Raw genomic sequence first — 21,327 nt, 5'->3', positions numbered from 1 at the left:
GTACACCCAGTACGAGGGCTTGCACCCGGCACGCCGAGAGCACGCACCGGACGCCGCTCCTTGACGGGCAAACGTTGCCTGCCACGGCACTAGGCCAGCCCGCGACGGGCGACGGCAGGGCTCCGATGCCCCGCGATCGCCGAGACCATCTCCAGCACCTGCCGGGTCTCGGCGACCTCGTGCACCCGGTACACCCGCGCCCCCAGCCACGCGGACACCGCCGTGGCCGCCAGCGTCCCCACGACCCGCTCCTTCACCGGCCGGTCCAGCGTCTCCCCGACGAAGTCCTTGTTGGACAGCGACACCAGCACCGGCCACCCCGTGGCGACCATCTCGTCCAGCCGCCGCGTCGCCTCCAGGCTGTGCCGTGTGTTCTTCCCGAAGTCATGGCCCGGGTCGATCATGATCGACTCCCGCGGCACCCCGAGCGCCAGCGCCCGCTCGGCCAGCCCGACCGTGACGTCGAGGATGTCCGCCATGACGTCGTCATACTCGATCCGGTGCGGCCGTGTCCGCGGCTGCGCCCGGCCGGCGTGTGTGCACACCAGTCCCACCCGGTATCGTGCGGCGACCTCCGCCAGGCCCGGATCGACACCGCCCCACGCGTCGTTCAGCAGATCGGCCCCGGCCTCGCACACGGCCCGGCCGACCTCGGCCCGCCAGGTGTCCACGCTGATGATCACGTCCGGGAAGCGCCGCCGCACCTCCGCCACGAACCCGACCGTCCGCCGGGCCTCCTCCTCGGCCGTGACCTCCTCGCCCGGCCCGGCCTTGACCCCGCCGATGTCGATGATCGCGGCGCCCTCGGCCACGGCCCGCTCCACGCGGGCCAGGGCCGGCTCGTCGCGGAAGGTGGCGCCCCGGTCGTAGAAGGAGTCCGGGGTCCGGTTCACGATCGCCATGATCACCGGCTCGTGCGTCCCGAATTCCCGCGTGCCCAGCCTGAGCATCCCCTGTGACCTTTCCTGGTACATCCCGTCTTCCGCCGCCTGCGACCCTAACCGCCGGACTCGCATGGCACGATCGGAGCCTGACAACATCCGACTCGGCGGACTTCCGAAGAGTCCGATCCATCCGACCGTGGGGGCCCCGCGATGGTTATGTTCCTGTTCCTGGTCGTCGCGCTCGCCGTCGTGGTCGGCGCGGTGACGCTCGCCGTGGTGGGCGGCGGCGACAACGGCCCGCTGCCGGAGGCCTCCCCGGAGCGGCTGCGCGACCCGCTGCCCCCGGACCGCCCGGTCGACCGCGCGGACGTGGAGGGGCTGCGTTTCCCGCTCGCCGCCCGCGGCTACCGCATGGCGGACGTGGACGACGCGCTGAGCCGCCTGGGCGCCGAGCTCGCCGAGCGCGACGCCCGCATCGCCGACCTGGAGTCCGCCCTGGCCGGCGCCCGGTCGGCCCCGGGCCGCGGCCCGCAGCCGACCGGGGAGAATCACGTGTCCATGGACAAGCCCGCTCCCCGGCCGGAGGACCGGCCGTGAGCGACGGCGCCGCCCTGGCCGGCCCGGACGGCGCGCTGCGCTGCCCCTGGTCCCTGTCCGCCCCGGAGTACGTGGCGTACCACGACGAGGAGTGGGGCCGCCCGGTCCACGGTGACGACGCGTTCTTCGAGCGGCTCAGCCTGGAGGCCTTCCAGTCCGGCCTGTCCTGGATCACCATCCTGCGCCGCCGCCCCGGCTTCCGGGCCGCCTTCGCCGACTTCAAGATCGCCTCGGTGGCCGCCTTCACCGAAGAGGACCGCGAGCGCCTCCTGGCCGACACCGGCATCATCCGCAACCGCGCCAAGATCGACGCCACCCTCGCCAACGCCCGAACGCTGACCGAGTGGTCCCCCGGCGAACTGGACGACCTGATCTGGTCCCACGCCCCGGACCCGGCCGCCCGTCCGGCCCCGCGGACCCTCTCGAACGTCCCGCCCGTCACCCCCGAGTCGACGGCCCTGTCCAAGGCCCTCAAGAAGCGTGGCCTGCGTTTCGTGGGGCCGACGACGGCGTACGCACTGATGCAGGCGTGCGGTCTGGTGGACGACCACCTGGAGGCATGCGTGGCGCGAAGCGCCCCGTAGGGGCCGCCCCCGGCTCTACCGGCCCAGATACTTCGGCTTCTCCTTGTTGACGAAGGCCTGCACCGCGATCGCGTGGTCCTCGGAGGAACCGGCCCGGGCCTGCAGCTCGTCCTCCTTCTCCAGGGCCTCCTCCAGGGAGTGCGTCAGCCCGTACGCCACCGACTCCTTCAGCGCCGCGTACGCCACCGTCGGCCCCTCGGCCAGCGCCCGCGCCACCTTCTCGGCCTCCGCCCGCAGCTCACCGGCCGGCACCAGCCGGTTGGCGACACCGAGCTCGTACGCCTCCTGCGCACTGATGCTGCGCGGGAAGAGCAGCAGGTCAGCGGCCCGCCCCGGGCCGACCACCCGCGGCAGCGTCCAGGAGATCCCCGAGTCGGCGGTCAGCGCGACCCCGGCGAACGAGGTGTTGAACGCGGCCGTGTCCGCCACGATCCGGTAGTCCGCGGCGAGCGCGAAGCCGAAGCCCGCCCCGGCCGCGACCCCGTTCACCGCGGCGACGACCGGCTTCGCCGCCCCGGCCAGCGCCCGCACGATCGGGTTGTAGTGCTCCCGTACCGTGCTCATGGTCTGCCTCGACCCGGCCTCCCGGTCCGCGGCCAGCAGCCCGATGTGCTCCTTGAGGTCCTGCCCGACGCAGAACGCCCGGTCACCGGCGGCGGTCAGCAGCACCGCCCGCACGGCCACGTCGTCCGCCGCGGACCGGACCGCCTCCCGCAGGGCGACCTTGGTCTCCACGTTCAGCGCGTTCATCGCCTCCGGGCGGTTCAGCGTGATCGTCGCGAGTCCGTCGCTCACCTCGTAGAGCACGGTGTCGGTCATGGCGTATCCCCTCCGGTCGCGGATCGGAGACGTACCGGCCGGTACGTCCCGGGTCTGCAGGACAGCATGACGGAGATCACCGACGCCGAACCGGACCGGACGTGTGACCTGCGTCAAAGAATTCTCGCCCGGATTCGTTCGGCGGATGTGTGTGCGGGGGCGGAGTATCGCAGCCTCATCGCCGAATTGAGTGGTTTTGCTCGCGTGCGTTGCCCAAGCGATGCCGACTGATGTTGGTCATCGGGTCCTGAGATGCGGGATAATGGCCTGGAAGCAATGTGTTCGATGCCGGTGACGCGTGTCCTGCCACAAGGACCGCACGTGTGCCCTTCTTCAGGGCCGTCGGCTTTGACGATGAGCTGGGTTTCAGGAAGGGGAACGAGCATGGCGGCCATGAAGCCGCGAACGGGTGATGGCCCGCTCGAGGTGACCAAGGAGGGGCGGGGCATCGTCATGCGCGTTCCGCTCGAAGGCGGCGGTCGGCTCGTCGTCGAGCTGACCCCTGACGAGGCCGACGCGCTCGGCGACGCCCTCAAGAAGGTCGTCGGCTGACGCGGAAGCGACCATACCCCTTCAGTTGCCCCGGCATCACATGTGGTGCCGGGGCGGCTGTTTTCCACCGCCGACACTCGCCTGTCCCGGCTCCCGCCGCCCCTGACGCGCGACCAGGCCAGGGCCTGTCGTTCGGATCAGGCCGGCCGGGAGGTGCAGACAGGCCCTAGCGTTTCACCGCGCACAGCAGCCCGTCGCCCACCGGCAGCAGGGACGGCAACAGTTCCTGGCTCTCGCGCACCGCGCGCAGCAGCTCCCGCAGGCGCAGCACCTCCGTCGGCTGTGGACCGGAGTCCACCGTCCGGCCGTTCGCGAAGGCGCCCTCGAAGACGACGAGCCCGCCGGTGCGCAGCAGACGCAACGATTCAGCGAGGTAGTCCATGACCTCCAGGCGGTCGCCGTCGCAGAACACCAGGTCGTAACCGGCGTCCGCGAGGCGGGGCAGCACGTCCAGGGCGCGGCCGGGGATGAAGCGAGCCCGGTTGCTGGCGAAGCCGGAGGCGCGGAAGGCCTGCCGGGCGAACTGCTGGTGCTCCGGCTCGGGGTCCACGGTCGTCAGGACACCGTCGGGCCGCATACCGTGCAGGAGGTGGATCCCGGAGACACCGCATCCGGTCCCGATCTCCGCGACGGCTTTCGCGTCGACGGACGCGGCCAGCAACCGCAGCGCGGCGCCCGTGCCGGGCGTCACCGAGCGCAGCCCTGCCTCACGGGCCCGGTCCCGGGCCCAGTGCAGCGCTTCGTCCTCGGCGACATAGGCGTCGGCGAACGCCCAGCTCGTCTGCCGGTTGCCGGTAATGACCCTCTCCTGTCCCCGTGAATGCCTGGGCGTGACTGTATCCGTTGGGCACGGGAACCCGCAGATGGGACCGGTCGTTTAAAGGGGAGAGCAAACGACGCGGGCCGGGACGGGGGGCGGGCGGTGGATCAGGATGCCGAGCAACCGCCGACGCAGCAGTACGAGGCGTATCGACCCAGATCAAATTCTCGTAAAACCGCTTATCCGGTCCTAACGGGCGAGGTGGCTATGGTAGGGGCTCCACTGGACACCACCAGAGCTGACAGGGGAGGTGCGGCTGCGCCTGGGGATCGCGTAGGGGTGCTGAGGCGCTTCCTCGGATCAGCGGGCAGGCCGACATCCGTGAACGACACCGCTGCTGACCACAGTCACGCCGCTGACTTCGCCCAGACCGCGACCTTCACCACCGACGCGGACGGGCAGGCGTGGACTCCGCCCACGTGGGAGGAGATCGTCAGCACGCACAGCGGCCGGGTCTACCGGCTCGCCTACCGTCTGACCGGCAACCAGCACGACGCGGAGGACCTCACGCAGGAGGTCTTCGTCCGCGTCTTCCGCTCCCTGTCGACCTACACGCCGGGTACCTTCGAGGGCTGGCTGCACCGCATCACCACGAACCTCTTCCTGGACATGGTCCGCCGCAAGCAGCGCATCCGCTTCGACGCGCTCGGCGAGGACGCGGCCGAGCGGCTGCCCAGCAAGGAGCCCTCGCCGCAGCAGGTCTTCAACGACGCGCACTTCGACGCGGACGTGCAGCAGGCCCTCGACACCCTCGCCCCCGAGTTCCGCGCCGCGGTCGTCCTGTGCGACATCGAAGGACTGTCCTACGAGGAGATCGCCGCGACCCTCGGCGTCAAGCTCGGCACGGTCCGCTCGCGGATCCACCGCGGCCGGTCCCAGCTGCGCAAGGCCCTCGCGCACCGGTCACCGCAGGCGCGCGCCGAGCGCCGCTCCTTCGTGCCCCGTGTCCCCGCACTGGGAGGAGGGGGCGCGAGCACGTGAGCGGATCACGGCCGAAAGCTTCCGAGGGTCACCTCGCAGAGCAGCATCTGGGAGACCGCCTCTCCGCCCTGGTGGACGGAGAACTCGGTCATGACGCGCGCGAGCGCGTACTGGCGCACGTGGCCACCTGCCCGAAGTGCAAGGCGGAGGTGGACGCCCAGCGACGGCTGAAGAACGTCTTCGCGGAGGCGGCCCCGCCACCCCCTTCCGAGAGTTTCCTGGCCCGCCTGCAGGGACTACCCGCGGGCGGCGGCCCGGACGGTGATCTCATGCCGCCGGGCGCGGGAGGGCTGCCCGGAGGACTGTCCGGACGGTTCGGATCATCCGGGGCCTTCGCGGTGAAGCGTGGCGAGCACTTCGAGTTCGAGTACGCCCCGTCCCGCCCGCACCTGCCCGCACTGCCCGCCTCCCCGGGCAGCCGGAGCCTCCCCCCCGACCGCAGCGGTCTGCCGTCCGGCCACCGCGGCCTGCCCACGGGGAAGGGCTTCCGCATCCACGACATCGGCCGGTCCGACACCGACCGGTCCTCCTCGCGGCTGCGGTTCGCGTTCGTCGCCGCCGGTGCCGTCTCCCTCGCCGCGATCGCTCTGGGCGGGGTCACCACCGGCATCCCGGCCGACGCGGAGGCACGCGGTGGCCAGGGCACGGGCAGCAATGTGACACCGATGCGCACCCAGGGCACCGGTGCCGCGACGACGCCCGAGTCCCAGCGCCGCCGGACGGCGCCGCTGCTCGGGCAGGTGCACGGCCAGAGCATGGTCGGCCGCGCCCCGGTCGCCCCGACCGAGGTGTCCGCACCGCTGCTGCCCGGCGTACCGTCCGCCGCCCGGCACCACGCGATGCACGCCCTGACCGCGCCGGTGGTGGCCGGTGCCGCCGCCATGTCCCCGCTGATACGTCCGCTTGAGGCGGCCGCACCGGGCGCCCTGACCTCGTGGTCCTCGGTCCCCGAGATCACCGCTCCCCTGTTCGCCGTGCCCCTTCCGGACACGACCTCGTCCCCCTCTCTCCCCGCCTCCTCGCGTACGGCTCACTGACCGCCCTCTGCGCACCGGACCGCGGACCTGATTGAATCCGAGGGTTGTCGCCCGCGGCCGAGGTGTGGCCGGGCGCCGATTCGACGAACTGCGGCCACCGCGACGAGCCGTGCCGCTGCTGTGGGGAGAGCATGAACGAGGGGAAGCCCACGAAGGCGAAGTGGTGGAGCCGTCCGCGACCGCAACCCTTTCCGGGGCAGCCGGAGGGTCCGGACGGGGGCGTCGGGCAGGACCGGGCCGCCATCGGGGTGCACGGGCCGACGGCCGCCCCGGCGGGTGTGACCGACAGCGACGGGGACTTCGAGCTGGCGCGTCCCGCTCCTCGGCGCGAGCAAGACGGCGACTACGAGTTGAGGCGACCCGAGGCGGCGCCGTCCGACGGCGCCCCCGTCGCGACCGCCTCCGGCGAGGTGCCCGCCGAGGGCGCCCCTTCGGTGCCCGCCGCCCGGGGAGCCGGCCAGAGCCAGGACGCCTCTGGCGCCTCCGCCTCGCGCACCGGGCCGGCCGAGGGTGCTGCCCGGCCGTTGCACGACCCCGACCCCTACAGCACCCCGCCCTACGGCGAACCCGGCCCCTGGGCGCCGGCCCCGCCCGTCCAGCACCCGGCGGCGACGGCTCCCGCGGAGGGCGTGGCGGCACCGGGCGGGCCGACCGTGCAGGGCACCCCGGCCGTTGTGCCGCCGCAGCACGGCATACCGACCGTATCGGGCCCCGGTAGCCCCGTGTCCGTCGTGCAGGCATCGCCGGTACCGGCTCCCGGTAGCCCCGCACCCGTCGGGCAGGCATCGCCCGTACCGGCCCCCGCCAGCCACGCACCCGTCGTGCACGCACCGCCCGTACCGGCTCCCGGTAGCCCCGCACCCGTCGGGCACACACCGCCGGACCCCGCCAGCCACACGCCAGCCGCTCACGCAGCGTCGGCCCCCGGCAGCCCCGCGTCCGCCGCTCAGGTGCCCGGCGAGACTCCGCCCCCCACGCCCGCCCCCGACCCCTGGCAGCGTTATGACCCCTGGGCGGCTCCCACGGTCGCCGGGGGCCATGGGTTCCTCCAGCAGAACGGTGCCGCCGTGCTCAGCACGGACCAGCGGCGCAAGCGGGGCCGGGCGTCGCTGGCGCTCGCCGCCGTGCTGATCGCGCTGGTGTCCGGCGGCGTAGGGGGTGCCGTGGGGACGTACCTGGAGCGGAACGGGGGCATCGGGTCCGTCGAGTTGCCACAGGCCGGGAAGGAGGCCTCCGCGCGGGACGCGGACAGTGTGGCCGGGATCGCCGGGCGGGCCCTGCCCAGCGTGGTCACCCTGCATGTCAGCGGCGCCGGCGAGCAGGGCACGGGCACGGGCTTCGTACTCGACACCCGAGGGCACATCCTCACCAACAACCACGTCGTGCAGCCCGCCGGGTCGGACGGCGAGATCACCGTGACGTTCAACGGCGGGGAGACCGCGCAGGCCGAGGTCGTCGGCCGGGACAGCGGCTACGACCTCGCCGTCGTGAGGGTGAAGGGCGTCAGCGGACTCACCCCGCTGCCCCTCGGCAACTCGGACAACGTGCAGGTCGGCGACCCGGTCGTGGCGATCGGCGCCCCCTTCGACCTGGCCGGCACGGTCACCTCCGGCATCATCAGCGCCACGCAGCGGCCCATCACGGCCGGTGGCGAGAAGGGCGACGGCAGCGATGTGTCGTACGTCGACGCGTTGCAGACCGACGCCCCCATCAATCCCGGCAACTCCGGTGGGCCGCTGCTCGACGCCCGGGCCCGGGTCATCGGCATCAACTCGGCCATCCGCTCGGCGGAGGGCGGCTCCACGCAGGACGGCGGCCGGTCCGGCTCCATAGGCCTCGGCTTCGCCATCCCCATCAACCAGGGCAAACGAGTCGCCGAGGAGCTGATCAACACCGGGAAGGCGACCCACCCGGTCATCGGCATCACCCTGGACATGGACTACACGGGCGACGGTGCCCGCGTGGCCGCCGAGGGCAGCGAGGGCGGGCCGCCGGTCACCGTGGGCGGCCCGGGCGCCAAGGCCGGGATCAAGGCGGGTGACGTCATCCGTGAGGTCGGCGGCCGGCGGGTGCACTCCGGCGAGGAACTGATCGTGATGACGCGGGCGCACCGACCCGGCGACCGGCTGGAGTTGACCGTGGAGCGCGCCGGCAAGGAACGAACCGTCTCCCTCGTCCTCGGATCGTCCGGTGGCTGAGACATGATGTCCGCGACCCGCCAGGACGTCCCGTCCGGTCCCACAAGGGACCGACAAGGCAAACAATCGGGAAAGCGCTCACACCTCCCGCACTCGGAGGTCCCGGGACAGTACCGGTCGGACAGGATCGCCGGGTACCGTGGATCCGGCCCGGACCACGGCAAGACCCGCACCGACCACGAGGGCCGAGGACCGAGGACATCGCTAGGAGCTTCAGGTGTTCAATGACATAGGACCACTCGAGCTGGTGACGCTCATCGTCCTCGCCGTGCTCGTCTTCGGTCCGGACAAGCTCCCCAAGGTCATCCAGGACGTGACGCGCACGATCCGGAAGATCCGTGAGTTCTCGGAGAGCGCCAAGAACGACATCCGGGAGGAACTCGGCCCGGAGTTCAAGGACTTCGAGTTCGAGGACCTCAACCCCAAGACCTTCATCCGCAAGCAGCTGGACAACGAGGACCTGGGGCTCAAGGAGATCCGCAACGGCTTCGACCTGAAGAAGGAGATGGCCGAGGTCACCGACGCCGTCCACAGCCGTGACTCCGACACGTCCTCCGCGTCGTCCACCGGCGTCTCCGGTTCGTCCGGTGGCCGTATCGACATGACGAAGAAGCCGGAGACGCCCGCCCCGGACGACCGGCCGCCCTTCGACGCGGACGCCACCTGAGCGACACGCCCAGGGGCGTACGCCCCCGGGCGCGTGACGCGTTTCATACTCCGGTCGGGCTGTGTACGGCCTGAACCGGGCGCCCGTGCGGCCCACGCGCCGGGCGGTTTCCCTGCTGCTCGCAGCGGTGTGGCTATGCTGCCAAGTTGTGGTGCGGACCGTGACGAGTACGTCCGAAGGGGGGCGGGCCGTCCCGGTCCGACTAGAGCGAGGAGGCGTACGGGCACATGGAGACGACGAGTCGGGCAGTCGCGCAGACGCCGGCCGCGGAGGGTGGGCAGCAGCTCACCTCCGCCCCGCGTACGGTCGACGGCTACCTGCGTGCGCCCTTCCCGTGGTACGGCCTCGACGAGGCGTTCACGGGACCGCGCTGGCTGATGCAGGTCGGTACGACGGCCGACGGGGCCGTGGAACACGGGTCCATCGGGCACGGTGACGAGCCCACGGTGCGCAACGAGCATGCCGCCGGCGGCGATCAGGAGGCCAAGGAGAAGTTCGCGGTCGTGGTGACCGTGGCGGCCAGTCCCTCCCGGCGCACGGCGGACGGGACGGGGCTGCTGGAGGCCACGTCCGTGTCCTCCGCCGCCTGGCTGGCCGGGGTGGGGCTGCTGTCCTTCACCTGGCCCGGGCAGATGGACCACGCGTTGCGGGACGACTGGCTGGAGCAGCAGACGGAGACGGCCTGGGCGCTGGCGGACGACCTGGACGGGTCCGACTGGTCGACGCTGTCGCTCCCCGTGGACGGGGTGCCCACGGCGTTCCACTACCGGGAGTCCGAGTTCGGCTGGGTGCTGGCCGGTTCCACCTCGGCCGGGGTGCACCTCGGGGCGTACGGCAGGGGCATGAGCGCCTACGGGCTGGGCTTCACCGTGGTGAAGGACATCGCCACGTACACGTGAGACCGGGGCGCCGGCTGGTCTCGGCGCCCCTTCGCCCCAGGGCCTCGGACGTGTGGGGCGGCTGCGGGTGCGATGCGCTTGCTCGCGCAGCTCCCCGCGCCCCTGAGTCAGTTCAGAACTTGTTCCTCGGAGTGATACCGAGCGACAGGCCCGACAGACCGCGCTGCCGTCCTCCCAGCTTGCCCGCGATCGCCCGGAGGGCCGAGCCGGCCGGGGAGTCGGGATCCGTCAGGACGACCGGCCTGCCGTCGTCGCCGCCCTCGCGCAGACGGACGTCGATGGGGATGCTGCCGAGGACCGGGACGTTCGTGCCGGTCGTGCGGGTCAGGCCGTCGGCGACCGTCTGGCCGCCGCCCGTGCCGAAGACGTCGACCATCTCGTCGCAGTGCGGACAGGGCAGGCCCGACATGTTCTCGACCACGCCGACGATCTTCTGGTGGGTCTGCACCGCGATGGAGCCCGCGCGCTCGGCGACCTCGGCCGCCGCCTGCTGAGGCGTCGTCACGACCAGGATCTCGGCGTTCGGGACCAACTGGGCCACGGAGATCGCGATGTCGCCGGTGCCGGGCGGCAGGTCCAGGAGCAGCACGTCCAGGTCGCCCCAGTACACGTCCGCCAGGAACTGCTGGAGGGCGCGGTGGAGCATCGGGCCGCGCCAGACGACCGGGGCGTTGCCCGGCGTGAACATGCCGATCGAGATGACCTTCACACCGTTCGCCGACGGCGGCATGATCATGTTCTCGACCTGGGTGGGACGGCCGTCGGCGCCCAGCATGCGGGGCACGGAGTGGCCGTAGATGTCGGCGTCGACGACACCGACCTTGAGGCCGTCGGCCGCCATCGCGGCCGCCAGGTTGACCGTCACCGAGGACTTGCCGACGCCGCCCTTGCCGGAGGCGACCGCGTAGACGCGGGTGAGGCTTCCCGGCTTGGCGAAGGGGACCTCCCGCTCGGTCTGGCCACCGCGCAGGGCGGACGCCAGCTCCTTGCGCTGCTCGTCGCTCATCACGTCGAGCGTGACGTCGACGCGGGTGACGCCCTCGACCGCGGAGACCGCGTCGGTCACGCGCTGCGTGATCGTGTCCCGCATCGGGCAGCCCGAGACCGTGAGGTACACGGTGACCGCGACCGCCCCGTCCGCACCGATCTCCACCGACTTGACCATCCCCAGTTCGGTGATGGGCTTGTGGATCTCGGGGTCGTTCACCGTCGCCAGTGCCTCGCGCACCGCGTCTTCCATAGCCATAAGGACGATGGTACGGCGCTCTACCGGGGCGTAGGAAAGCGTCTCAGCGGTCGTCTGCGTCACGTCCTCGTGACCGTTCCGCCGGGAATACGACCGTCTCGTGACGGTGACCGTTCTGGCGTTCCTCCAGCTCCTTGATCATGTCCTGGAACTCCGAGCGGATCCAGTCGCGGGTGGCGACCTCGCCCAGGCCGATGCGCAGGGCGGCGATCTCGCGGGTCAGGTACTCGGTGTCCGCGATGGACCGCTCGTTCTGCTTGCGGTCCTGCTCCAGATTGACCCGGTCGCGGTCGTCCTGCCGGTTCTGCGCGAGCAGGATCAGCGGGGCGGCGTAGGAGGCCTGCAGGGACAGCATCAGCGTCAGGAAGATGAACGGGTACTCGTCGAAGCGCAGGCCGCTCGGCGCGAAGATGTTCCACACCACCCACAGGATGATGGCGACCGTCATCCAGACGATGAACCGCCCGGTGCCCAGGAAGCGCGCGATGCGCTCCGACAGCCGGCCGAAGGCCTCCGGGTCGTACTCGGGCAGGAACCGGCGCCGGCGCGGGAGCGGCTGGTCGAGACGGGTGGTGCGCGGCCGGGAGGCGGCCGTGGCGCCCGCCGGGGTGCGCTCGCGCAGGCTCTCACGCTCAGGAACCATCGGTGGCCACCTCCTCGTCCAAGTGGAACTCCGTCTCCCGCCAGTCCTCCGGGAGCATGTGGTCGAGCACGTCGTCCACGGTCACCGCGCCCAGCAGCGCGCCGGCCTCGTCGACGACGGGCGCCGCGACCATGTCGTACGTGGCGAAGAACCCGGCGATGGCGGGCAGGTCCGCCTGGGGGTCGAGCGGCTGGAGGTCGCTGTCCAGGATGGAGCTGACCAGGGTGGGCGGTGGCTCGCGCAGCAGGCGCTGGAAGTGGACCGTACCCAGGTACTTGCCGGTCGGTGTGTCGTCCGGGGGCCGGCAGACGTACACCTGGGCGGCGAGAGCGGGGGAGAGGTCGCGGTTGCGGACCCGGGCCAGGGCGTCGGCGACGGTGGCGTCCGGGCGCAGCACGATCGGCTCGGTGGTCATCAGACCGCCCGCCGTGCGGTCCTCGTACGACATCAGGCGCCGCATGTCGGCCGCGTCGCCGGGCTGCATCAGGCTCAGCAGCCGCTCCTGGTCGTCCGTCGGCAGCTCGCCCAGCAGGTCGGCCGCGTCGTCCGGGTCCATGGCCTCCAGGACGTCGGCGGCGCGCTCCTCCTTCAGCTTGCCGAGGATCTCGATCTGGTCGTCCTCCGGCAGCTCCTCCAGCACATCGGCCAGCCGGTCGTCGTCGAGGGCGGCGGCGACCTCCGCGCGGCGCTTGGGGGAGAGGTGGTGCAGGACGTTGGCCAGATCGGCGGGGCGCAGCTGCTCGAAGGTGGCCAGCAGGTTCTCGGCGCCCTGCCCCTGCTCCTCCAGGGAGAACCCGGTGACGGCCGTCCACTCGACGGTCAGCGCCTCGCCCTTGGCGCGCCGGAAGGCACTGCCCTTCCTGCCCTTGCGGACGAAGACCCGGTCGATCTCCCACTCCCGGCGGGCCGGCAGCTGATGTACCGACAGGTCGAGGACGGTGACCTCCTCGCCGGTCTCGGTGAGCGTCACGCGCCGGTCCAGCAGCTCCCCGAAGACCAGCCGCTCGGTGGGCCGCTGCTCGAAGCGCCGGACGTTGAGCACGCCGGTGGTGATGATCTGGCCGGACTGGATGGCGGTGACCCGGGTCATCGGCAGGAAGATGCGGCGGCGGGTGGCGAGTTCGACGACGAGGCCGAGCAGTCTCGGCGGTCGCTGCGCCACCCGCAGCATGACGACCAGATCGCGCACCCGCCCCACCTGGTCACCGGCTGGGTCGAAGACGGCGACACCTTGGAGGTGCGATACGAAGATCCGGGGGGCGCCCGCTGCCATGGCCGCGGCTCCTTTTCGTGCGGGGTGGTTCGTGGTGGCTGTCTGTGCGGCTGTCCTTGTGCCTGTGTCTTCCGAATTGCCCGCTCGGGTGGGCTTCAGGCTAGCCCGTCCCGATCGGGGCCGCGTCGGCGGGCGGTCCGGACGTACTGGCTCCGACCTGCCCGCACGACCCCGGTACCCTGCGATACGCCGTTCAGGTCTTTCGTCAGAGAGGCAGCCCCACCTGTGACTCCGATTCGCCAGAGCCGCAGCCGCGGTCGCAGCAGCAGTGCCGCACTCGCCGGCGCGACGTGCGCGCTGCTCGTGATGGGAACGGTGCTCACCGGCTGCGCGGAGGATCCGAACGAGGGGACCAACGGGGTCGGCAGACTCCCCGCCGCCAAGATCCAGAGCAAGACCCGGTCGGCCGCCGAGACCGCCGGGGCGGTCCGGGTGCACGGCAACGTCGTCAGCGGCGAGCGGACGTACGCCCTCGACATGCGGCTGAAGGACGACGGCGGCGACGGCTCGGTCACCACCCAGGGCGCGACCTTCAAGCTGCTGCGCATCGGCGAGCAGCTCTACATCAAGGCGGACGCCGGGTTCTGGGCTCACGGCAGCGGCCAGGGCGAGGACGGCGAGGGGGACGCGGCGGCGGCCTCCAAGCTCGGCGGCAAGTTCGTGAAGGTGCCGCAGGGCGACCCCTCGTACAAGAAGTTCAGCGGTTTCACGGACAAGGCTCTCCTCCTCGACGGTCTGCTCACCCTGCACGGGACGCTCGCGACGGACGGCCACGCCGAGGAGGCGGGCGTCCGCACCATCCGCGTCACCGGAGACAAGGGCTCCGGCGGCACCCTGGAGGTCTCCTTGGAGGGCAAGCCGTATCCGCTGCGCCTGGAGCGGGCCGGCGGGGCGGGCACCCTCACGTTCTCCGCCTGGGGTGAGGACTTCTCCCTCAGGGAGCCGGAGAAGAACGAGACGGTGGACTACGGCAAGCAGCTGCCGGCGTCGTAGGCCGTCAGGCCCGTTTGCGTCGTTTCAGCAGCAGGCGGGGCAGCCCCGCCGGGGCCGGCCGGCGGGTGATCGCCGGGGACGGCAGGGGCGGCTCGGACAGGGAGCCCTCGGGCAGCGGCGCCGTCTCCCCGGTCGGCTCCAGACGCAGCACCCGGCACTCACGGGCCCAGCGCTCCGGCACGGCCTCGCCGTCGGGCGCGTTCAGCCGTTTGCCCTTGAGCTCGGCGACCGCCGCGTCCCACGCCTCGGAGCCCGGCGCGAGCTGGGTGATCCGGGCCGTCCAGGTGACGAGCCGGCCGCCCTTGTCCTTGCTGCGGACCGTCACCGTCGCCTCGGCGCCGTCGGCCAGCCCCGGCAGCGGCTGCTCGCCGGGCCCGTCGCCGACCAGGCACGCGGCACCCTCGTGCCACACGTGCCACAGCGCGCGCGCCGGGCCGTCGGGGCCCTTGACCCAGACGAGGCCGGACTTCTTCGTGGCCTCCTCGACGAGGGCCTGGTCGAGCAGCTCGCTTGTCATGGGGCCCAGCCTAACCAGGCTTCTCACAGCCATCCGTTCCGCTTCAGCGTGCGGTGGATGCCGAGACAGACGGCCACCGTGAAGCTCAGGATCACCGGGTAGCCGTACTTCCAGTGCAGCTCCGGCATGTACTCGAAGTTCATGCCGTACACCCCGCACACCATCGTCGGCACGGCGATGATCGCGGCCCATGAGGTGATCTTGCGCATGTCCTCGTTCTGGGCGACGGACGCCTGGGCGAGGTTGGCCTGGAGGATGGAGTTGAGCAGCTCGTCGAAGCCGAGGACCTGCTCCTGGACGCGGGCCAGGTGGTCGGCGACGTCCCGGAAGTACTTCTGGATGTCGGGGTCGATCAGCCGCATCGGCCGCTCGCTCAGCAGTTGCATGGGCCGCAGCAGCGGCGACACGGCCCGCTTGAACTCCAGCACCTCGCGCTTGAGTTGGTAGATCCGGCCGGCGTCCGAACCGCGTGGCGCGCCCTTGCGCCCCGGGGAGAACACCTCGGTCTCGACCTCGTCGATGTCGTCCTGCACCGCGTCGGCGACGGCGATGTACCCGTCGACGACGTGGTCCGCGATGGCGTGCAGCACGGCCGAAGGGCCCTTGGCGAGCAGCTCGGGGTCGTCCTGGAGGCGGTGCCTGAGGGCCCGCAGGGAGCCCTGCCCGCCGTGCCGGACGGTGATGAAGAAGTCCCGTCCGGTGAAGCACATGACCTCGCCGGACTCGACGACCTCGCTGTTGGCGTCGAGCTGGTCGTGCTCGACGTAGTGGATGGTCTTGAAGACCGTGAACAGGGAGTCGTCGTAGCGCTCCAGCTTGGGCCGCTGGTGGGCCTGGACGGCGTCCTCCACGGCCAGCGGGTGCAGCCCGAACTCACCGGCGATGCCGGAGAATTCGGCCTCCGTCGGCTCGTGCAGGCCGATCCACACGAAACCCCCGTCGCGGCGCACCAGGCGCACCGCCTCGTGCGGGGTCAGCGCGGTCCCGGTCTCGATGCGGCGGCCGTCGCGGTAGACGGCGCAGTCGACGACGGCGGAGGACGCGGCGGGGCTGCGGGTGGCGTCGTAGGTCCCGCCGTCCTTGCGCAGCGAGACACGGGACGGACGGACGACTGCGCGCAGGTCGCGGATCATCGACATGGCGGGCTCCTTCGCGGGCAGGCAACGAACGGCGCCGGCGACGGGTGGAACCACCCGGAATGAGGACGTAGTGACTACGGATGTTTGGCACGTCCACAAAGCGGGGAGCACCGCACCGTCGCGGTGGCCGGTTTCGTTACTGATTCAGCTACTGAGGCAGATCAGGCAAAGCGAAACGAAGCGCTCTTCCGCGGTGAAGCGAGTGCGAGAGGTGGCAGCCGGAGAACGAAGCAGCTACATCGGCGGCGCGAAGAGCGTGGTGCTACTGCACGGTCGACTTCGATCCATTGCAGCCCCACCTCCTCCGGCCGGTCCCTCGTAAGGGAGTTCCTTCGGCGTCGGGGCTTGATCGCGACGCTTCTGCGTGCTGCCCCGAACCACCGGGCAAGAGTAGCAGCCGACACAACTGTCAAGGTGCTGCTTTGCCCGCTACTGGCGAGTTCTATGCTCGCCGCATGGCAGATGTTCTTCCTCTGGTCGAAGCCCGGTTGCGTACCGCGTTGGGCGAACCGGACGCGCGCGCGGCGGTCACCTTCCTGGGCACGGACCGCATCGAGGTGCTCCGCTTCCAGCAGGGCGGCATCGTCCGCTACGCCTCGCTCGGCATGTCCGCGCACCCGATGACGGACCCCACGGCGGTGATCGCCGACCCCGTCAAGGGTCCGCGTGCCGAGCTGATCCTCTCGGTCCGTTCCGGGCGGGCCGACACCGACAAGGCGCTCCGGCCGCTCGCCGTGCTCGCCGCGTCTCCGCAGGTGGAGGGAGTGGTCGTGGCGCCCGGCGCGTCCCTCGACGTCGGTGAGCCGCTGTGGCCGGGCGCCCCGTTCACCTCGGTGCTGGTCGCCGAGCCGGGCGGCCTGGTGGAGGATCTGGAACTCGACGAGCCCCTCGACCCCGTACAGTTCCTGCCGCTGCTGCCGATGACCCCGAACGAGGCCGCCTGGAAGCGCGTGCACGGCGCGCAGGCGCTTCAGGAGCGATGGCTGAACCAGGGGACGGACCTCCGGGATCCGTCCCGGAAGTCCGTCCCGCTGGAGTGAGGAAGCTCACCAACACCAGCCCGAGTGGCCTCAGTTGGCGAGGACGGTGACACCGTCCTCGGTCGAGTGCCGGGGCTCCGGCTCGTCCGCTTCCGCTGTGAGGGCCTTGCGCCGTACGACGACCGCGGCCGCGCCCGCCACCGCTGGCAACTCTGACTAATGCCATTTACATCCAGCGTGGGTCGTGAAGGGTTCCGTCTGGATGGGTGATCGTCCTTGACGCGGCGCGGCGGGGGTAGGACCGTGGGGCCCTATGAGGGGCGAACCCAGTTGCCCGAAGTGCGGTGGCCGGGTCCGGGCTCCCGGCCTCTTCTCCGACTCGTGGCAGTGCGATGTGCACGGCACCGTCCATCCGGTGCAGCCCGTGATACCGCCCAGCGTCGATGCCCTCAACGTCGTGGTGCACCGCACCCAGGTGCCGGTGTGGATGCCGTGGCCGCTGCCGGTCGGATGGCTGTTCACGGGTGTCGCCTGCGCGGGCGACGACCGCACGGGCGGCCGTGCGACCGCCGTCGCCTGCACGGGGCCCGGGCCGCTCGGCGGAATGGGCGAGCTGATCCTGGTGGCCGAGGAGCTCGGGGTCGGGCTCGGGGCGCGCTACGCGGGCATGGACGGCCCCGACCCGGGGCCCCACATGAACGTCGAGAAGCCGCCGCAGGCGAAGGTGCTGGCCGCCGGACGTCCCACGCCGTTGTGGCATGTGGCCGGGGCTCCCGACGATCGTGCCGTCTTCGCCGGTGAGGCGCTGGGGATGTGGCTGTGGGCCGTGGTGTGGCCCGAGCAGTCGGGGTTGCTGATGTACGACGAGCTGGTGCTGACCGACCTGCGGGACGCCGGGGCGGAGGTCGAGCTGGTGCCCTGTGGCGCCCTGTCCCCGAGGCTGCTGGGACCCTGAAGAGTGTAGGGGGTGCCCGGCGGGTTCGGGTGTGACATCGGGCGTTGAAAAGCCGGTTATCCTGGAGCGGCCCTGTTCGTGTCGTTCGTGTCTGGAGTCCGTGCCGTGCGCATCGATCTGCACACCCACTCCACCGCCTCCGACGGTACGGACACCCCCGCCGAGCTGGTGCGCAAGGCCGCCGCGGCCGGACTGGACGTCGTCGCGCTGACCGACCACGACACCACCCGCGGGCACGCCGAGGCGATCGCCGCGCTGCCCGAGGGGGTCACGCTGGTCACCGGGGCCGAGCTCTCCTGCCGGCTCGACGGGATCAGCATGCACATGCTGGCCTACCTCTTCGACGCCGAGGAGCCGCGACTGCTCGCCGAGCGGGAGCTGGTCCGGGACGACCGGGTGCCGCGCGCCCAGGGCATGATCGTCAAGCTTCAGCAGCTGGGCGTGCCGGTGACGTGGGAGCAGGTGGCGCGGATCGCCGGTGACGGGTCCGTGGGGCGTCCGCATGTGGCGAGCGCGCTCGTCGAGCTCGGCGTGGTGCCGACCGTGAACGACGCCTTCACGCAGGACTGGCTGGCCGACGGCGGCCGGGCCTTCGTGGAGAAGCACGAGACCGGCCCCTTCGAGGCGATCCGGCTGATCAAGAACGCGGGCGGGGTCGCGGTGTTCGCGCATCCCGGGGCGAGCAAGCGGGGGCGCACGGTACCGGAGACCGCCATCGCGGAGATGGCCGCTGCCGGGCTGGACGGCGTCGAGGTCGACCACATGGACCACGACGCCGACACCCGCGCGCGGCTGCGGGGGCTGGCGAAGGAGCTCGGGCTCCTCGTCACGGGGTCGTCGGACTACCACGGCAGTCGCAAGACGTGCGTGCTCGGGGAGTACACGACGGATCCCGAGGTCTACGGGGAGATCACACGACGGGCCTTCGGGGCGTTTCCCGTTCCGGGCGCCGGCGGAGCCGTCTGAGGTTCCTCTTCTCCCGTAGGTCCGTTTCCCCTTTTCCTCACTCGGCTTTTCCCACTCGGCGCTGCCCGCTGTGCTCACCCGTTCCGCCGTGCGGTACGCCGGATCACAGCGGCAGCCCCCTGCGCAAGGCTCACCATGTTCGACGTCGCCGTCTTCGGCTCCCTCTTCCTGACCCTCTTCGTGATCATGGATCCCCCGGGGATCACACCGATCTTCCTCGCGCTCACCGCCGGCCGGCCCGGCAAGGTGCAGAAGCGGATGGCCTTCCAGGCCGTCTGTGTCGCGGGCGGCGTGATCACCGTGTTCGGGCTTCTCGGGCACCAGATCCTGAACTACCTGCACGTGTCCGTGCCCGCGCTGATGATCGCGGGCGGTCTGCTGCTCCTGCTGATCGCGCTGGACCTGCTCACCGGCAAGACCGACGAACCGAAGCAGACCAAGGACGTCAACGTCGCCCTCGTACCACTGGGCATGCCGCTGCTGGCGGGGCCCGGGGCGATCGTGTCGGTCATCCTCGCCGTGCAGAAGGCCCACAGCGTCACCACCCAGGTGTCGGTGTGGGCGGCGATCCTCGCCATCCATGTCGTGCTGTGGATGGTGATGCGCTACTCACTGGTGATCATCCGGATCATCAAGGACGGCGGAGTGGTGCTGGTGACCCGGCTCGCGGGCATGATGCTCTCCGCCATCGCCGTGCAGCAGATCATCAATGGCGTCACGCAGGTGATTCAGGGGAGCTGAGGGTCCGGGTCAGGCCTGGAGGGTCAGGTCGCCGCGGACCCATCCTGCCGCGCGGCGTCAGGGCCGGGGCCACGGTCGCCCGGATCCCCCTGCGGCGTGACGGCCGCGAGCTGCCGCACCGCAGGTTCATGGCCTCGCGGTGGATGTCCGCCACGACCGCCGAGTGCGACAGGCCGCCTCGACCGGCGATCCGGTCGGCGCGGACGGCGAGCGTCCGGGGTGACGGGGAACCGCCCGCCGACCGCCGGGCGGGCCTCGACCGGCTCGCGTTCGGCGGCGGAGTCCTCGTCACGCCGGGCGGCTCGTCGGCGGCCTGCTCGTGCAGTTCCGTGTGCGACCGGTCCGTCACCGACATGATCCACCGTCCTGTCCTGGCTCGCGCCGTGCTCCCAGCCAATCGCCCCCGGTCTCGCCGAGGTCCGCGACAGCGCAGCCCCCGCACGGCCGATGCCGCGCGGGGGCTGCGAAGTGTGGGAGAGCTGCGCGCCTTATGAGGCCGTGGTCTCGGCCGGGCGGATCCAGAGGCGCTGCCCTATGGCGGCCGCCTGCTGAACGATGCGATTGACGGAGGCGGCGTCCACGACGGTCGTGTCCACAGGTGTGCCGTCGACGTCGTCGAGTCGCATGATTTCGAAGCGCAAGGGCTTCTCCCTTCGTCTGGTCATCCTCCTGAGGAGAACTACTCGGTGGTGCGGCCCACCGGACTCGGTGTCCGGTGTTCCGTATGGGTCAACAGAGAAGCACGGGTCAAACATTCCCTACGCTAAGGAAATTTTTCGAACGACTAATTACCGTGCCGTAAGGACGTGGTTACGGGACCGACCGGGACCGGTTGTGTTCGCAGCGTGACCGCCGGGACAATGGACGTGATGAACGACGACCTCGCGGCCCTCCACGCCCGCATCGACCGCACCAACGAGCTGCTCCAGCGCATGCTCGCCGAGGTGGCGAAGACGCCCTCGACCCACGCGATCTTCGTCGACGCCGGGTATCTGTACGCGGCCGCCGGACGCCTTGTCGCCGGCACGGAGGACCGCCGCGCCTTCGACCTCGACGCCGAAGGTCTGATCGACGCGCTCATCGACAAGGCCCGCACGATCTTCGCGGACAGCCGGCTGCTGCGGGTCTACTGGTACGACGGCGCCCGGCGCCGCATCCACACGGGCGAGCAGCAGACCATCGCGGAACTGCCGGACGTCAAGGTGCGCCTGGGCAACCTCAACGCCAACAACCAGCAGAAGGGCGTCGACTCCCTCATCCGCTCCGACCTGGAGTCCCTCGCCCGGCACCGCGCCATCAGCGACGCTGCGCTGCTCGGCGGCGACGAGGACCTGGTGTCGGCGGTGGAGGCGGCCCAGGGGTACGGCGCCCGGGTCCACCTCTGGGGCATCGAGGCGCCGGAGGGCCGCAACCAGGCGGAGCCCCTCCTGTGGGAGGTCGACAGCCAGCGCACCTTCGACCTCGACTTCTTCAAGCCGTACGTCTCCCGCCGCACGGCCCAGCTCCACGAGTCGGGCGCGGGCCGGCCCACCCGGGAGGACGTGCGGTTCGTGGGCGCGCAGATCGCCGCGAAGTGGCTCGCGGCACGCGGCCGGGACACCCTGGTCGAGCTGCTGCCCGGCCACCCTTACCTGCCCGGCTCGGTCGACCAGGACCTGCTCGTGGAGGCCGAGGGCCTCCTGCAGTACTCGCTGCGCGGCCAGGCGGACCTGCGGCGAGCCCTGCGCGACGGCTTCTGGGAGCACTTGCGGACGCAGTACTAGGTCCTGTCCACGGAGGCTGGTGACGGACGACGCGAGCACCATCCCGGAGCCGGACACCCTTAGGCCGTGCTCC

At 71.3% G+C, this 21,327-nt stretch carries 24 protein-coding genes; 15 read left to right on the top strand and 9 right to left on the bottom strand.

Annotated features, from left to right (window positions below; all coding sequences use genetic code 11):
• Window positions 1-89: 89 nt before the first annotated feature.
• Window positions 90-950, bottom strand: coding sequence for a dihydropteroate synthase (gene folP / locus ABTX62_RS08355; RefSeq protein ID WP_352115424.1), 861 nt, complete (start codon window positions 948-950; stop codon window positions 90-92).
• Between the two features lie 150 nt (window positions 951-1,100).
• On the opposite strand from folP, the gene ABTX62_RS08350 reads away from it, so the two are divergent.
• Together ABTX62_RS08350 and ABTX62_RS08345 are read left to right on the top strand one after the other, a co-directional pair.
• The gene (locus ABTX62_RS08350) at window positions 1,101-1,481 is read left to right on the top strand and encodes a DivIVA domain-containing protein (protein WP_352115429.1); all 381 of its coding nucleotides are present in this window, start codon (window positions 1,101-1,103) and stop codon (window positions 1,479-1,481) included.
• A complete protein-coding gene (locus ABTX62_RS08345) occupies window positions 1,478-2,065 on the top strand; it encodes a DNA-3-methyladenine glycosylase I (protein WP_352115423.1) in 588 nt (195 codons plus the stop codon). Before ABTX62_RS08350 ends, ABTX62_RS08345 begins: the two co-directional genes overlap by 4 nt.
• A gap of 15 nt (window positions 2,066-2,080) precedes the next feature.
• Here ABTX62_RS08345 and chcB read toward each other — a convergent pair whose 3' ends face one another.
• On the bottom strand, window positions 2,081-2,884 hold the full coding sequence (gene chcB, locus ABTX62_RS08340) for a 2-cyclohexenylcarbonyl CoA isomerase (RefSeq protein ID WP_352115422.1): 804 nt from the start codon (window positions 2,882-2,884) through the stop codon (window positions 2,081-2,083).
• A gap of 66 nt (window positions 2,885-2,950) precedes the next feature.
• Here chcB and ABTX62_RS08335 point away from each other — a divergent pair, with 66 nt between their 5' ends.
• Both ABTX62_RS08335 and ABTX62_RS08330 read left to right on the top strand, forming a co-directional pair.
• Entirely contained in the window at window positions 2,951-3,115 is a 165-nt protein-coding gene (locus tag ABTX62_RS08335) for a hypothetical protein (RefSeq protein WP_283971440.1), read from the top strand.
• 153 nt (window positions 3,116-3,268) lie between these two features.
• Complete coding sequence (locus ABTX62_RS08330) at window positions 3,269-3,436, top strand: DUF3117 domain-containing protein (protein WP_003966491.1); 168 nt, start codon at window positions 3,269-3,271, stop codon at window positions 3,434-3,436.
• 166 nt (window positions 3,437-3,602) lie between these two features.
• Here ABTX62_RS08330 and ABTX62_RS08325 read toward each other — a convergent pair whose 3' ends face one another.
• Window positions 3,603-4,301: an O-methyltransferase gene (locus tag ABTX62_RS08325; RefSeq protein WP_311774664.1), complete on the bottom strand. Its 699-nt coding sequence runs from the start codon at window positions 4,299-4,301 to the stop codon at window positions 3,603-3,605.
• A gap of 234 nt (window positions 4,302-4,535) precedes the next feature.
• On the opposite strand from ABTX62_RS08325, the gene sigE reads away from it, so the two are divergent.
• From sigE to ABTX62_RS08300, 5 genes are all read left to right on the top strand, one after another.
• A complete protein-coding gene (gene sigE, locus ABTX62_RS08320; protein WP_283971441.1) occupies window positions 4,536-5,237 on the top strand; it encodes an RNA polymerase sigma factor SigE in 702 nt (233 codons plus the stop codon).
• Window positions 5,238-5,308: 71 nt separating this feature from the next.
• On the top strand, window positions 5,309-6,274 hold the full coding sequence (locus ABTX62_RS08315) for an anti-sigma factor family protein (protein WP_352115428.1): 966 nt from the start codon (window positions 5,309-5,311) through the stop codon (window positions 6,272-6,274).
• Between the two features lie 131 nt (window positions 6,275-6,405).
• Window positions 6,406-8,472, top strand: a complete 2,067-nt coding sequence (locus tag ABTX62_RS08310) for a S1C family serine protease (RefSeq protein WP_352115421.1) — start codon at window positions 6,406-6,408, stop codon at window positions 8,470-8,472.
• A 217-nt stretch (window positions 8,473-8,689) separates the two neighbouring features.
• Window positions 8,690-9,139, top strand: coding sequence for a sec-independent translocase (locus ABTX62_RS08305; protein ID WP_352115420.1), 450 nt, complete (start codon window positions 8,690-8,692; stop codon window positions 9,137-9,139).
• 227 nt (window positions 9,140-9,366) lie between these two features.
• Window positions 9,367-10,038: a hypothetical protein gene (locus ABTX62_RS08300; protein ID WP_352115419.1), complete on the top strand. Its 672-nt coding sequence runs from the start codon at window positions 9,367-9,369 to the stop codon at window positions 10,036-10,038.
• Window positions 10,039-10,150: 112 nt separating this feature from the next.
• Here ABTX62_RS08300 and ABTX62_RS08295 read toward each other — a convergent pair whose 3' ends face one another.
• The 3 genes from ABTX62_RS08295 to ABTX62_RS08285 are packed head-to-tail and all read right to left on the bottom strand — an operon-like array spanning window position 10,151 to window position 13,200.
• Complete coding sequence (locus ABTX62_RS08295; RefSeq protein WP_283971445.1) at window positions 10,151-11,284, bottom strand: Mrp/NBP35 family ATP-binding protein; 1,134 nt, start codon at window positions 11,282-11,284, stop codon at window positions 10,151-10,153.
• A 43-nt stretch (window positions 11,285-11,327) separates the two neighbouring features.
• On the bottom strand, window positions 11,328-11,927 hold the full coding sequence (locus ABTX62_RS08290; RefSeq protein WP_352115418.1) for a DUF1003 domain-containing protein: 600 nt from the start codon (window positions 11,925-11,927) through the stop codon (window positions 11,328-11,330).
• A complete protein-coding gene (locus tag ABTX62_RS08285; RefSeq protein WP_352115417.1) occupies window positions 11,917-13,200 on the bottom strand; it encodes a magnesium transporter MgtE N-terminal domain-containing protein in 1,284 nt (427 codons plus the stop codon). Before ABTX62_RS08285 ends, ABTX62_RS08290 begins: the two co-directional genes overlap by 11 nt.
• Before the next feature lie 306 nt (window positions 13,201-13,506).
• Between ABTX62_RS08285 and ABTX62_RS08280 the strand changes: the two genes are divergently transcribed.
• Window positions 13,507-14,193: a hypothetical protein gene (locus ABTX62_RS08280; RefSeq protein WP_352115416.1), complete on the top strand. Its 687-nt coding sequence runs from the start codon at window positions 13,507-13,509 to the stop codon at window positions 14,191-14,193.
• Between the two features lie 4 nt (window positions 14,194-14,197).
• On the opposite strand, the gene ABTX62_RS08275 is transcribed toward ABTX62_RS08280, so the two are convergent.
• A complete protein-coding gene (locus ABTX62_RS08275) occupies window positions 14,198-14,710 on the bottom strand; it encodes a hypothetical protein (protein WP_352115415.1) in 513 nt (170 codons plus the stop codon).
• A gap of 23 nt (window positions 14,711-14,733) precedes the next feature.
• A complete protein-coding gene (locus ABTX62_RS08270) occupies window positions 14,734-15,849 on the bottom strand; it encodes a magnesium and cobalt transport protein CorA (RefSeq protein WP_352115414.1) in 1,116 nt (371 codons plus the stop codon).
• Window positions 15,850-16,304: 455 nt separating this feature from the next.
• Here ABTX62_RS08270 and ABTX62_RS08265 point away from each other — a divergent pair, with 455 nt between their 5' ends.
• The 4 genes from ABTX62_RS08265 to ABTX62_RS08250 all read left to right on the top strand — a co-directional run bounded on the left by ABTX62_RS08265 (window position 16,305) and on the right by ABTX62_RS08250 (window position 19,491).
• The gene (locus tag ABTX62_RS08265) at window positions 16,305-16,889 is read left to right on the top strand and encodes a suppressor of fused domain protein (RefSeq protein ID WP_352115413.1); all 585 of its coding nucleotides are present in this window, start codon (window positions 16,305-16,307) and stop codon (window positions 16,887-16,889) included.
• A gap of 253 nt (window positions 16,890-17,142) precedes the next feature.
• Window positions 17,143-17,784, top strand: a complete 642-nt coding sequence (locus ABTX62_RS08260) for a DUF6758 family protein (protein ID WP_352115412.1) — start codon at window positions 17,143-17,145, stop codon at window positions 17,782-17,784.
• A 105-nt stretch (window positions 17,785-17,889) separates the two neighbouring features.
• Window positions 17,890-18,750 (top strand): PHP domain-containing protein, encoded by an 861-nt coding sequence (locus tag ABTX62_RS08255; RefSeq protein WP_352115411.1) that lies wholly within the window; start codon window positions 17,890-17,892, stop codon window positions 18,748-18,750.
• A gap of 135 nt (window positions 18,751-18,885) precedes the next feature.
• Complete coding sequence (locus ABTX62_RS08250; protein ID WP_352115410.1) at window positions 18,886-19,491, top strand: MarC family protein; 606 nt, start codon at window positions 18,886-18,888, stop codon at window positions 19,489-19,491.
• 488 nt (window positions 19,492-19,979) lie between these two features.
• Here the strand turns inward: ABTX62_RS08250 and ABTX62_RS08245 are convergent, their stop codons facing one another.
• Entirely contained in the window at window positions 19,980-20,132 is a 153-nt protein-coding gene (locus ABTX62_RS08245; protein ID WP_094057445.1) for a DUF8834 family protein, read from the bottom strand.
• A gap of 228 nt (window positions 20,133-20,360) precedes the next feature.
• Between ABTX62_RS08245 and ABTX62_RS08240 the strand changes: the two genes are divergently transcribed.
• A complete protein-coding gene (locus ABTX62_RS08240; RefSeq protein WP_283971456.1) occupies window positions 20,361-21,254 on the top strand; it encodes an NYN domain-containing protein in 894 nt (297 codons plus the stop codon).
• The last annotated feature ends 73 nt before the right edge of the window (window positions 21,255-21,327 follow it).

Origin of the sequence: Streptomyces sp. NPDC096046 (genome assembly GCF_040303285.1) — a bacterium.
Classification (GTDB): Bacteria; Actinomycetota; Actinomycetes; order Streptomycetales; family Streptomycetaceae; genus Streptomyces.
This window is presented reverse-complemented; position numbering and strand designations above follow the sequence as displayed.